Consider the following 12751-nt stretch of genomic DNA (forward strand, 5'->3'; position numbering starts at 1 on the left):
GGAATCACTGCGACTGAGCGGCGCAAGCCGCACAGAGCAGATGATGAATAGTACTAGGCGAGAGCAACGAGCGTAGTGACCAAGCAGCGGAATCACTGCGACTGCATTGTCGGCTAAAACAGCTGATGCAGTCTGACAGGTAAGCTCGAGCCATCTAAAAAGTGAAACACCGAAATAGCGGCCTTTTGACTGGTGAATCAAAAAGCGCAGCCAAAAAGAATTTTGGGTCCTTGTAAGCAGCATCCTACTAACCAAATGAAAGCAGCGGAACGACATTCCGATTTTTTCATTTGTTTAGTAGTGACTTGCTGGGATCCGATGAAAAGGAGCAGAACATGACAGAAAAACAAGTATTCAAAACAACTTGGGGCGGCCGCCCATTAGAAGTAGAAGTTGGCCAATTAGCCAAGCAAGCAAACGGAGCTGTATTGGTTCGTTATGGCGACACGGTTGTCCTAAGTGCAGCGGTTGCATCTAAGGAAGCAAAAGATACCGACTTTTTCCCATTAACGATCAATTACGAAGAAAAAATGTATGCCGTAGGGAAAGTACCTGGTGGCTTTATCAAACGTGAAGGACGTCCAAGTACGGAAGCAACCTTGACTGCCCGTTTGATCGACCGTCCGATCCGTCCAATGTTTGCGGAAGGCTTCCGTAACGAAGTACAAGTTACAAACATCGTAATGAGTGTTGAACAAGATTGTACGCCAGCAATGGCGGCAATGTTAGGTTCTTCTTTAGCGTTATCTATTTCAGATATCCCGTTTGACGGACCGATCGCTGGTGTCGATGTCGGTCGGGTCAATGGCGAATACGTCTTGAATCCAACAGTAGAACAAGCAGAACAAACCGATATCGAATTGACAGTAGCTGGAACGAAAAAAGCCATCAACATGGTTGAATCAGGAGCGAAAGAAGTTTCTGAAGAAGACATGTTAGGTGCGTTATTATTCGGTTTTGATGCTATCAAAGAATTGGTTGCCTTCCAAGAAGAAGTTGTCGCAGCTGTGGGCAAACCAAAAATGGAAGTCAAATTGTTACAAGTAGATGCTGACTTGAAAAAAGAAATTTTCGACGGCTACTACCAAACAATGAAAACTGCTGTTATGACGGAAGAAAAATTGGCTCGTGAAGACGAGATCGATAAAGTCAAAGACACAGTGAAAGAAGTATATGCAGAAAAATTTGCTGGACATGAAGAGGAAGCACAATTCTTGAAAGAAGTGAAACAAATCGCAGAAGATCTTGAAAAAGATGTGGTTCGCGAATTGATCACCATCGACAAGATTCGTCCGGATGGCCGTCAATTAGACGAAATCCGTCCATTGGCATCAGAAGTTGGCTTATTGCCACGTGTTCATGGTTCTGGTCTATTTACTCGGGGACAAACTCAAGCATTGTCTGCTTGTACGTTAGCACCTTTAGGTGAACACCAAATCATTGATGGATTAGGGGTTGAAGAATCAAAACGATTCATCCACCATTACAACTTCCCTCAATTTTCTGTTGGTTCGACTGGTCGTGCTGGCTCACCAGGACGTCGTGAAATCGGTCATGGTGCATTAGGCGAACGTGCCTTAGCACAAGTGATTCCTGATGAAACAGACTTCCCTTACACAATCCGTCTAGTTGCAGAAGTATTAGAATCAAATGGTTCTTCTTCTCAAGCAAGTATTTGTGCAGGAACCTTAGCGTTGATGGATGCAGGGGTGCCAATCAAAGCACCAGTTGCAGGTATCGCAATGGGACTTGTATCTGATGGTGAAAACTACACGATCTTAACGGATATCCAAGGCTTAGAAGATCACCTTGGCGATATGGACTTTAAAGTTGCTGGAACCAAAGATGGGATCACTGCGTTACAAATGGATATCAAGATTCAAGGGATCACTGAACAAATCTTGACAGAAGCATTAGATCAAGCGAAAAAAGCGCGGATGGAAATCTTAAATGAATTGACATCAACATTGGCTGCTCCTCGTGAAGAGTTAAGCCAATACGCACCGAAGATCGAAATGATCCAAATCGATCCTGCGAAGATCAAAGATGTAATCGGTAAAGGCGGCGACACCATCAATGGCATCATTGATGAAACTGGCGTGAAAATCGATATCGATCAAGACGGAAAAGTTTCGATTGCTTCTGCTGATGCAGAAATGATCCAAAAAGCCATCAAGATCATTGAAGAATTGACGAAAGAAGTAAAAGTTGGCGAAGTGTACCTTGGGAAAGTTGTCCGTATTGAAAAATTTGGTGCGTTTGTCAACTTGATCAAAGGCAAAGACGGCTTAGTTCATATTTCACAACTTGCGAACGAACGGGTCAATAAAGTGGAAGACGTTGTCAAAGAAGGCGACGAAATCTTAGTGAAGGTTACAGAAATCGACAAACAAGGTCGTGTGAACCTTTCAAGAAAAGCACTATTGAACGAAGACAAAGCAGAGAAAAAATAAGCTGCTACTTCTAAATCATAAGCAAAGTCTAGGAAACTGGACTTTGCTTTTTTTGTGTCTAAGTAGCAGCTCTTCAAGAGGGTCTTACTTGACAGGAGTTATTTTTTGCGTTACCGCGAAAAATAAGAGATAATTCAGAATATTGTCTTTGCCATGCAAGCAATAATTCTCAGATGTCAAACGCATCTTATTTAGGATAAGGAGTACGATATGAAACAGACATTTCCAACCGATTTTTTATGGGGAGCATCGATTTCCGCGCACCAAACCGAAGGGGCATATCAAACCGACGGCAAGGGGCTGAGTGTCCAAGATACTCGTCCAAGAGACAACCATGAGATCGCTGATTTTACAGTGGCTGTCGACCATTACCACCAGTACAAAGCGGATATCGCCTTGTTAGCAGAAATGGGGATCAAAATTTTCCGCTTTTCGATCGCTTGGTCGCGAATTTTTCCAGAAGGGCGCGGTACCGTCAATCAAAAAGGATTGGATCATTACAGCGATGTCATTGATGAATTGCTGAAACACGGGATTCAGCCCTTTGTGACGTTGAACCATTTTGACTTGCCGCAAGCATTGGAAGACGAAGGCGGCTGGACAAAACGCAGCACTGTTGAGGCATTTGCCGCATATGCCAAAACGCTGTTTACGGCCTATGGGGATCGAGTGACGCACTGGCTGACGATCAATGAACCAAATATCATGCTGCTGGTGGATCAAAAAATATTAGGGAAAAAGATTCCATTATCAGAAAAATACCAGCAATTTCATCATCTGCTGATCGCTGAAAAATATGCCTTCGAAGCGTGTCATGAAATCGTTCCAAATGGCAAAATCGGACCGGTCCCGAATATTTCGTTGGTCTATGCGGCGACTAGTCGACCAGAAGACAACCAAGCAGCGTTGTATTTCAACAGTGTCCGGAACTGGGCTTACCTTGATTTTGCCTGCTTCGGTCGTTACAACACGGTCTTTCAAGATTATTTGAACCAAAACGGGCTCACGATTGACTTTGGGCCTGAGGATGAGGCGTTGATGAAACGGGCGCTGCCTGACTTTGTCGCGATGAACTTCTACACCACAGTGACAGTGGAGCAGCCGACGGAAGCTGGGGATATGAAAAACGGTATCAGCGATCAGCAAAGTGAAGACATTATGGAGCGTGGTTTTTACAAAGGGTTCACCAATACGTTCTTGAAGAAAAATGCCTTCAATTGGACCATCGATCCCTTGGGGCTGAAAACGACGTTGCAGACTCTTTATGATCGTTACCACTTACCGATCATCATTACCGAAAACGGCTTAGGGGCAGAAGATCATCTAGAAGCAGATGGCACGGTTCATGATCCGTACCGTATCGATTATTTGTCGCAGCATATCAGCCAATGCTTAGCCGCGATCAATGCTGGGGTGGATCTGATCGGATACAGTCCGTGGTCTGCCATTGATTTGATCAGTGTACATGAGGGGATTCGAAAACGGTATGGCTTCATTTACGTGGATCGCAATGATGCACAGGAAAAAGAACAAAAACGAGTGAGAAAAGACAGCTTTTATTGGTATCAAAAGCTGATTGAAGAAGGGGCGATCCCTTCGTTGGAGGAGTAACGATGACAAGTGTTTTTACCTTTTTAGAAACGCGTTTGATGCCGCCTTTGAATAAGTTGGCGAATTTACGCTTTATTCGCGCAATCATGCAAGCAGGGATCATTACGGTCCCTTTTACGATCGTCGGATCGATCTTTTTGATCATCAATAATTTACCGCAGATCATTCCACCACTGGCTGGCTTTTTCGAACAAACGATTTTACGATTTTCCCCGCTTTATAGTGTCGTGACCACGATGTCTGTCGGCTCGATTGCTGTTTTTTATTGTTTAGCAACAGGGTATTATTTAACTGAGATTTATCATAAAGAAGATCATTTGACTATGAGCAGTTTTGTAGGGGCGTTATTAAGTTTGTTTGCCTTTTTAATGACGATCATTCAAGTCGACATTACCGATGGGGCAGCTCAATTGCTGCAGTCAGAAAGCGAAACTGCCATTGTTTACAATGGGATCGCCATAGGCGGTTGGATCACACGCTTTAGCGGGGTAGGCATCTTTATTGGGATCATCACCGCAGTGCTTGCTACGTCGGTCTATCGTTTTTGTGTAAGAAGAAAGATCACCATCCAGATGCCTGAAGGAGTTCCTGATGGAGTCAGCAAAGCATTTGCGTCATTGATCCCAGCGATTTTGATCGCCTTTTTGATGGTGGCGATCAACGGGGTACTGGCGGTTTTCCACACGGATCTTCACGGATTGCTGTCCAAACCATTTGAATTTGTGAAAGAGTTGACGGGATCTTGGTTAGGAATCATCGTGATTATGCTCCTTATCCATCTCTTATGGGCAGTGGGAGTTCATGGGACGGCTGTTATTAAAAATAGTTTCATCAATCCCATCCTGTTGGTGGCTCTAACGGAAAATATCGATGGTGCCAATAATATTTTTGCTGGGGATTTCGTGAACATGTATATTTTTATGGGCGGCGCAGGAAGTACGCTTGGATTGGTTTTATTGATGCTGTTTGTGGCAAAATCACAACAGCTCAAAGTCTTAGGAAAAGCAGCGATCTTACCAGGACTTTTTAATATCAATGAACCAGTGATCTTCGGGGCACCGATCGTCTACAATCCGTATTTGATCATCCCCTTTATCATAACCCCTTTGATCAACGTCACGATTGCTTACTTTGCTAGCTCATTTGGCTTTGTCGATAAAGTCATTACGGGCATTCCCTGGATCTCGCCAGTCGGAATTGGGGCGTTTTTAGGAACCGGCGGTGATTTCCGAGCCATCCTGATCGCTTTGATCAACTTAGGGGTTTCCATTCTCTGCTATTATCCATTCTTTAAGATGTACGATGGCAAACTCTACACGGAACAACTTGCCAATCACGCATAAATAGGAAAAAACAGCAAAACGCCCGTTGATGGACTTCTAGTGAAGTGCCAACAATGGGCGTTTTTGCTAGTGCAAATAGTGGTCACGTATGCAAAGACTGTTGATACAAGACACAATCATCGCAATCTTTGCGGGTTGGTTTGGCTTGCTGGGGTGTTTCTTTGTGTAATGGCAAAAGCATACGCAACCCGTTTAAGATAACTAATATCGTGCTTCCTTCATGACCCACGACCCCTAGAGGCAGCGTGAGAAATTCAAGGAAGTTTGAAGCAATCAGCAACAAGATGACACTGATAGAAAAGACGATGTTTTGTTTGATGATCCGCTGTAATTTTTTAGCCAAACGGTGACTGTCGACCAAGCGCAGCAAATCATTTTTCATCAAGACGATGTCCGCCACATCCATTGCGACGTCGGTTCCTTCGCCCATCGCGATCCCCACACTTGCGGTCGCTAAGGCGGGGGCATCATTGATCCCATCACCGACCATCGCATTGATTTTGTAGGTTTCTTTCATTTCTTTGATCCGAGTGGTTTTCTCATCAGGCAGGCAATCACTTTCGTAGTCAGACAAGCCGATTTCTGCTGCGATCACTTTAGCAGTACCTAAATGATCACCCGTCAGCATCGTCGTATGAATCCCCTGCTCATTGAAGTAGGCAAGACTCTCGCGAGCTTCAGGACGGGGCTGATCCAATAGCGCTAAATACCCTGCTAACACAGGGTCACGATTGATATAAATCAAGGTTTTTCCAGTTGCTTTCAATTCTTGGATGCGGGTTTGCTCACTGGCGGCAACAGAGGTTAGATCGACTTCTTTTCCAATCGTCCAATGGGCAGCTTGGTAAGTGGCGGCTAGACCGACCCCCGCTTGTTCTTCCACGGCTAATTCCAACGGCTTTTCATCATGAAAATACGCCAAGATCGCTTCAGCCAGTGGGTGATTTGATTGTTTTTCCATCCCGACGATCAGTTGGGGAATAAAGGGTTCATCCAGCAACAGATGGACATCAGTGACAGCAGGTTTGCCACGAGTCAGCGTTCCGGTTTTGTCAAAAGCGATCGCTTTGACATTGGCAAAGGCATCTAAGGCTTGTCCGCCTTTGCATAAAACGCCTAAACGAGCAGCGTGAGAAATGGCTGCTAAGGTCGCAGGAGTAGCAGAGGCGACTAAAGCACAAGGAGATGCCACCACCAGTAAGACCATGCCGCGATAAAAGCTTTCTTGGAACCCCCAATTCGTGAAAAACGTACACAAAACGATCATTAGCGGGACGGCGATCAAGACGATCGGCACATAGATCCGTTCGATTTTCTCTATCAGGGTCGCCGTTTGACTTGGCATTTGCTGTGCTTCTTCCACCAATTGAATGATTTTTGCAAAGCGGGTGTTTTCACTCGTTTGGGTAACTTCAATGTACAATGGCTGACCGAGGTTGATGGTTCCGCCAAAGACTTCACTGCCTAAACGTTTCTCGACAGGAATGGATTCGCCACTGATGGCCGCCTCATCAACGCTGCTGTTTCCTTGGATCACGATACCGTCGATCGGGATCGCACTGCCTTTTGCCACCATAATCGTATCTTTTAACTGAAGGGCTTCTACTGGTACTTCGACGAGCTCGCCACTTTCAATCATTTTTAAGGCAGTCGTTGGTTGCAGTGCCATTAATGAACTAATTTCTCGCGTACTTTTGTTGGTCGTATATTCCTCAAGGGCACCGCTCAAACAAAAGATAAAGGTCAACATCGCCCCTTCAAACCAATGACCAATGATACAGGCACCGATGGCGGCTAATGCCATCAATAGATCGACGTTCAACCGTTTGTCGTGCACCAATTCTTGCGTGCCTTCCCAGGTTTGTTTCCAACCACCAGCAAGAATCGCTAACAGATAAGGGACAAAGCTGTAAGGAATGGAAAAAGATGCCATAAGAAAGCCAGTTGCCATCAAAAGCAAACAAGCGATCGTTGAAAAAACAGCCGACGATTCTGATTTACTCATAAGAAACGCCTCCTTTTGAATGTAGTCTAGGAATGAAAAAACCGATCCTTTTCTCAAGAAATAATCGATTGTTCCTCCCTCAACTTGAGCATAGCACATTCGAAAACAAGATGGTAAAAAAACAACGTACCTGATAATGAAAGTAATTATCAAGTAGCGATTAAATAACATTGATATCCAAATGTTAAATGGAGAATTCTCTATTATAAAGAAAAGCGCACAAAAAAAGCAGTACAATAAAAAACGAATTATACTGCTTTTACTTATTTGATGTGGTAGTCAGCGATTGGATCGCTTAACGCAAACTATACTTTGCTAAGGGAATCTGACGTGCTTCACACCACTCTTTGACAGCACCAGAAAAAATCAGCTGGACCTTGGTAAGGTCTTTGGTACTTGTCTGTCCTGCCATTGTGTAGAGCAGCTGCAGCTGTTCCTTCCATGATTGTAAGGTGGCGATAGTTTCTTCTTTGCCTTTTGACAAAAGCAGCACGAGGATCGTGGCGGATAGTCCTACGCTATTTGCACCAAGGCAAAGTGCTTTGAAGATATCGTAAGCATCCCGAACCCCGCCTGAAGCGATGCGGGTAAAGGGCTGTTGGAGCTCATTTGCTTCCAGCAAGGAAATCACGGTGGATTGACCAAAGGTGTCTAAATACGCCAATTCACGTTTTTTTCGACGAGCATTTTCGATTTGAGTAAAACTTGTGCCGCCGCTGCCAGCAACATCAATCGTTTGTACGCCGATCGCCAGTAACTGCTGGATCGTTTCACGGGACATCCCAAAGCCGACCTCTTTTACGACAACCGGAACGGCAACAGAAGCCATCGTTTTTTCCAATAAGGACAGCCATTGGCTGAATTGACGATCGCCTTCGGGCATCACTAATTCTTGCGGTGCATTCAGATGGATCTGCAAGGCATCGGCACCAAACAGTTCCACTGCCCGCTGTGCATTTTCAATGGGACTACCCGCGCCAATATTGGCTAATAAGAAGCCGTCAGGATTGGCTTTACGGACGATACGGAAAGAATCGGCGACACTTGGGTCTTTTAAGGCAGCCGAAACGGAGCCGGTTGCCATCATCAAATCACAGGCTTGTGCGATCTCTGCTAACTCTTGATTGATTTTTAAGGTTTTTTCACTGCCGCCGGTCATGGCATTGATGAAAAAAGGGCTGGAAAATGAGCGGTCAAAGACAGTCGTCGCAATTGACACATCAGCCACGTCAATTTGTGGAAACGACTGGTGAACCAAGCGAACTGCATCAAAATCGTTGCTGTGTTCTTTATGGAACGCTTTTGCTAAGGAAACATGTTCATCTTTTCGATTCATGATAGGTCCTCCCGGTAATGGTAAACGTGCAGCGGCAAGGGGGTGATCTCGGCTTTTTCCCACGCACTCATCAATGGTAAAATACCGGTTTTTTGGTCAACGATCACGATACCGCAATCGCCGCCGCCGGCACCGGAAGATTTGGCTGCACCACAATAATTTTCTGCTAGATCACAAAGCTTTTTAAGTGCTGGAGTTTCAATCGGCACACCAGTCAGTGCGGACAACTCCCGCAGGAGCTTTCGATTTTCCGTGATCATTTTTTTGATCGTGCGACTGTCTTCATTTAAGAAGCCGTCGATCAATCGATTGACGCAGTCTTTGCTGGCTGCTAAAAAGCCCGCATAGGCGTTTTCTTTTTCTTCTTTGGATTGATAGACTTGATCCACTAAATCAGAGGTGGAAGCAGGAGAGCCTGTCCAGCCAATCAATAGTCGAAGAGATTTCGGAACCGTCAAGGGACGGATCGATAATCCTGGCCAATCGAAAGCGATCAATTCTGTTAAGGTATGGTCTTTTTGTTTGGCTAAGACCCAGTCGTGATCGAAGGTTGAAAAAGCGATCCAGCCGCCATAGCAAGAGGCCGCAATATCACCGCACGACCCATTGCCTTGAACAGCGAGATGGGCAAGAGCCGCAATTTTGAATTGGGTCAACCGATCCATGTCCATTTGATAGTACAGATTCAATGCTTTGACCGTGGCAACAGTCACGGCACCACTAGAACCGAGGCCATATTTGCGACCATTCGAGTTATCCAGTTCACTGGTCACTTTTAAATCGTAAAAGGAAAGGGGGATGCCTTTTTCTTGGGCATATTTTTCCGTCAGACGAATGGCTGCCAAAATATAGTGGAACGGGTTATCTCGGTGGTCTAAGACTAATTCGCCTTTGCGACGCGTCCAGCGAATCGGCAGGTCGCTGTATTGGGCAGACTGGATGCTGCCGTTTTTACGGGCCTCTTCAACAGTGACCGTGATAAATTGGTCAACGGCAACGATGATTGCAGGATGACCAGGTTCGACAACGGCGTATTCACCAGCAATAAATAGTTTTCCAGGAACGGATAGTTCAATCATTTCGACACTCCTAATCGATGGCTTCTTAATGGCTTCTTAGTTGATGGGGGAAGATTCTTCCACCGGTAAAAAGGCTAATCCTTTGCCCGCATGAGCAGTTACTAATTGTTCTGAAGCAAAGTGAGCACTTAATTCACGTAAAATCGTTTGTTCTTCTTGTTTTTGGCATAAAACTTTGACATTGGGACCAGCATCCATCGTGAAATAGCAAGCCAATCCTTTTTTTCGCAGCATTCGGACACATTCCATAGCTCGTAAAGATTCAGAAGACCAATAAGTAAAAGGTGGTTCGGCGGCTAAGGTCGTTCCATGCATTTTCAAGGCGTTGGCCTCGGTCGTTTCACCTAAAGCAGTAAAGTCTTTTTCGGCAATCGCTTGTTTCATTTTCACTAGATCGCTCGCAGTGGCAGAAAGCCAGCCTGGATAAAAGCTCGAGGTTTCAACGGTTCGGCGCATCCCCTCACGACTGGAGACTTCTTTGGCTTGTGCGTTGATCAAAATAAAGATCATACTCAATTCTTCTTCCCAGCCATTCGACGGCACTTGGGTGGCAAAAGAAGTCTCATCGGTGCCTTGATGCCATTCAGCAAAGCCACCGTAGATACTCCGACAAGCCGAACCAGAACCGCGACGGGCCAAACGGGATAACGCTTGCTCCGACAAGTTTAAGTCCAGTGCTTCACTACAGGCACCCGCCAATGCCGCTAATCCGCTGGCAGAAGAGGCAAGTCCAGCAGCGGTTGGGACGAAGTTTTGACTTTCCACCGTGGCATACCACGGGCAGTCCGCTTTTTTTCGTACCAGATCCAAAAAGTCCGCAACTTTTTTTGTGGCAGCGTCTGTTTGCACCACACCATCCAATGTAAAGCGATCTTGCGTAAAATCGGGTGAAAAAGCCACCGTTGTTTCTGTGTAAAAAGCATCGAGGGTCAGGGACAAACTATTGTTCATCGGTAAAATGAAGGTTTCGTCTTGTTTTCCCCAATACTTGATCAATGCGATATTCGTGTAGGCACGAGCCTTTCCCTTATACATGTTCATAAACTCCTAATCCTTGTATCCATGCCGCACGAGCGCCATCGGACAATAAAATACGGCTGATATTTTCAGCCTGTTCCTTCGTTTTGGTTAGTGCGATCATACAGCCGCCTCGGCCCCCGCCGGTCAGCTTCGCCCCATAAGCCCCGTGTGCCAATGCTGAGGAAACCAACTGATCCAGTTGCTGATTGCTGACCCCTAACTGCTGCAGTGCCTGATGGGCATTGTTCATGCTTTCGCCTAATATTTCTAATTGATTGGCTATAATTGCCTCTTTGGCTCTTTTGGTTTCGATCCCTAAACGCTGGATCGCTTGACTGGCCAGCTGCTTGCTGGTTTCAAAAAGATGGGCGACACTTTTGACAGCTTCTCTCGTTTGCCCTTTGATACCAGTATCAGCGACGAGCAAATAACCGTCGATCGTGAGGGGAAACGAAGTGATGGGATGCCCTTTGATAAAGTAAATGGCATCCGTCCCACTGGCTGCCGCAGCATCGATCCCGCTAGGATTGCCGTGAGCGATTTTTTCAGAAAAGTTGACATAGGTCATCAATTCTTCTTTTGTAAAGTCTTTTTTGATCCAATCAAAAAAAGCGCGAGTCAGTGCAACAGCGACCGCCGCGCTAGAACCCATTCCCCGTTCAGAAGGGATGGTGCTGACGATGGAGGTTGCAAAAGGACCCGTGTGGAAATCTTGTTGCAGACGATGCAGCAAGTCTTTGACATTTTTTAAGTGGCTGGGGACTTCTTCAAGCAGACCGTGATAGTAACTTGAAATCAAGGTGTTTGTTTCATTTGCTGTGATCTCGACTTGTACTTTTGCTCCCGCAAAAGGGAAAGCAATTGCTGGTTCACCGTAAACAACTGAATGTTCACCCATTAAGATGATTTTTCCTGTAGCTATGCCAGTACCAATTGACATTATTTTCCTCATTTCTCTAGGGAGCTTACCCCACATGATTCATTTATCGTTTGTCAGTCAATTGTAACTATCTCCTGACAAAAACACAATTTAATTAAAGATCCTTTCCTATTTTACTAGAAGAAGGCTCTTTCGTTAAGCATTCCGTATGAGATTTCAAAAAAAAGCAAAAATCTTTAAACTTTTATTGAAAAACTTCTTGATCTGTGCTTCGAAAGTTTCAGTTGACGGCACAAGATATAGTGTTGTATAGTTGATATCGCAAATGCAACATACAATATTTAGTGATGAGTGAGTTGGGGGATATGAGCGTGATCGTATTAGCAGGAACGATTGGTGCCGGTAAATCAAGTTTGACCGCATTGATCGCCAATCATTTTGGCAGTCAAGCCTTTTATGAATCGATCGATGACAATGAAGTGTTACCATTATTTTATGCAGATCCAAATAAATATGCGTTTTTACTGCAAATCTATTTCTTAAATAAACGATTTGAAAGTATCAAGCAAGCTATGAAAGACGACAATAACGTCTTGGACCGTTCCATTTATGAGGATTCACTGTTGTTCCATTTAAATGCGGACCTTGGGCGAGCGACCGATACCGAAGTCAAAGTCTATGATGAATTGTTAGCCAATATGTTGGAAGAGCTGCCGTATGCAGCCCACAAAAAGCATCCAGATCTTTTGGTGCATATTCGCGTTTCTTTTGAAACGATGTTGGAGCGTATTGAAAAACGCGGACGGGAATACGAACAATTGACCTTTGATCCTTCGTTATACGACTACTACAAAGAGTTGAACAAACGCTACGATCAATGGTACGAAGAGTACAATGAGAGTCCAAAGATCCAGATCGATGGCGATCGATTCAATTTTGTCGAAGACCCGCAAGCGGCACAGGCCGTTTTAACAATGGTGGAAGATGCTTTGAAAGACGCCCGCAAATAGCAATAGCCGATACA

General features: G+C 45.0%; 10 protein-coding genes. 4 read left to right on the top strand and 6 right to left on the bottom strand.

Going from position 1 to position 12751, the window contains the following annotated elements; genetic code table 11:
* On the bottom strand, window positions 1–243 hold a 243-nt coding region (locus Q1X33_RS15220), incomplete at its 3' end, for a hypothetical protein (protein ID WP_301996797.1).
* Between the two features lie 92 nt (window positions 244–335).
* On the opposite strand from Q1X33_RS15220, the gene pnp reads away from it, so the two are divergent.
* The 3 genes from pnp (at window position 336) to celB (ending at window position 5407) form a co-directional block, all read left to right on the top strand.
* Complete coding sequence (pnp, locus tag Q1X33_RS15225) at window positions 336–2453, top strand: polyribonucleotide nucleotidyltransferase (protein ID WP_005231801.1); 2118 nt, start codon at window positions 336–338, stop codon at window positions 2451–2453.
* 210 nt (window positions 2454–2663) lie between these two features.
* Window positions 2664–4064 carry a glycoside hydrolase family 1 protein gene (locus Q1X33_RS15230; protein WP_005228077.1) on the top strand — a complete coding sequence of 467 codons (1401 nt, stop codon included), beginning with the start codon at window positions 2664–2666 and terminating at the stop codon, window positions 4062–4064.
* 2 nt (window positions 4065–4066) lie between these two features.
* Complete coding sequence (gene celB / locus Q1X33_RS15235; protein ID WP_005228080.1) at window positions 4067–5407, top strand: PTS cellobiose transporter subunit IIC; 1341 nt, start codon at window positions 4067–4069, stop codon at window positions 5405–5407.
* Between the two features lie 82 nt (window positions 5408–5489).
* Here celB and Q1X33_RS15240 read toward each other — a convergent pair whose 3' ends face one another.
* From Q1X33_RS15240 to mvk, 5 genes are all read right to left on the bottom strand, one after another.
* Window positions 5490–7412: a heavy metal translocating P-type ATPase gene (locus Q1X33_RS15240; RefSeq protein ID WP_050759615.1), complete on the bottom strand. Its 1923-nt coding sequence runs from the start codon at window positions 7410–7412 to the stop codon at window positions 5490–5492.
* A gap of 295 nt (window positions 7413–7707) precedes the next feature.
* Window positions 7708–8748: a type 2 isopentenyl-diphosphate Delta-isomerase gene (fni, locus tag Q1X33_RS15245; protein WP_005228084.1), complete on the bottom strand. Its 1041-nt coding sequence runs from the start codon at window positions 8746–8748 to the stop codon at window positions 7708–7710.
* On the bottom strand, window positions 8745–9827 hold the full coding sequence (locus tag Q1X33_RS15250) for a phosphomevalonate kinase (protein ID WP_301969792.1): 1083 nt from the start codon (window positions 9825–9827) through the stop codon (window positions 8745–8747). The genes fni and Q1X33_RS15250 overlap by 4 nt, the downstream gene beginning before the upstream one ends.
* Before the next feature lie 36 nt (window positions 9828–9863).
* Window positions 9864–10862 (bottom strand): diphosphomevalonate decarboxylase, encoded by a 999-nt coding sequence (gene mvaD, locus Q1X33_RS15255; RefSeq protein WP_005228088.1) that lies wholly within the window; start codon window positions 10860–10862, stop codon window positions 9864–9866.
* Window positions 10855–11787, bottom strand: a complete 933-nt coding sequence (mvk, locus tag Q1X33_RS15260) for a mevalonate kinase (RefSeq protein WP_015510390.1) — start codon at window positions 11785–11787, stop codon at window positions 10855–10857. Before mvk ends, mvaD begins: the two co-directional genes overlap by 8 nt.
* 305 nt (window positions 11788–12092) lie before the next feature.
* Here mvk and Q1X33_RS15265 point away from each other — a divergent pair, with 305 nt between their 5' ends.
* Window positions 12093–12737 (top strand): deoxynucleoside kinase, encoded by a 645-nt coding sequence (locus Q1X33_RS15265; protein ID WP_171805170.1) that lies wholly within the window; start codon window positions 12093–12095, stop codon window positions 12735–12737.
* Window positions 12738–12751: the final 14 nt, after the last annotated feature.

Source organism: Enterococcus sp. B2E4, from assembly GCF_030499455.1.
Classification (GTDB): domain Bacteria; phylum Bacillota; class Bacilli; order Lactobacillales; family Enterococcaceae; genus Enterococcus_D; species Enterococcus_D casseliflavus.

Bases quoted from the DNA above. Each gene is read 5' to 3' on its own strand.
- pnp (WP_005231801.1), top strand. From the start codon at position 336: ATGACAGAAAAACAAGTATTCAAAACAACTTGGGGCGGCCGCCCATTA.
- Q1X33_RS15230 (WP_005228077.1), top strand. From the start codon at position 2,664: ATGAAACAGACATTTCCAACCGATTTTTTATGGGGAGCATCGATTTCC.
- celB (WP_005228080.1), top strand. From the start codon at position 4,067: ATGACAAGTGTTTTTACCTTTTTAGAAACGCGTTTGATGCCGCCTTTG.
- Q1X33_RS15240 (WP_050759615.1), bottom strand. From the start codon at position 7,412: ATGAGTAAATCAGAATCGTCGGCTGTTTTTTCAACGATCGCTTGTTTG.
- fni (WP_005228084.1), bottom strand. From the start codon at position 8,748: ATGAATCGAAAAGATGAACATGTTTCCTTAGCAAAAGCGTTCCATAAA.
- Q1X33_RS15250 (WP_301969792.1), bottom strand. From the start codon at position 9,827: ATGATTGAACTATCCGTTCCTGGAAAACTATTTATTGCTGGTGAATAC.
- mvaD (WP_005228088.1), bottom strand. From the start codon at position 10,862: ATGTATAAGGGAAAGGCTCGTGCCTACACGAATATCGCATTGATCAAG.
- mvk (WP_015510390.1), bottom strand. From the start codon at position 11,787: ATGTCAATTGGTACTGGCATAGCTACAGGAAAAATCATCTTAATGGGT.
- Q1X33_RS15265 (WP_171805170.1), top strand. From the start codon at position 12,093: ATGAGCGTGATCGTATTAGCAGGAACGATTGGTGCCGGTAAATCAAGT.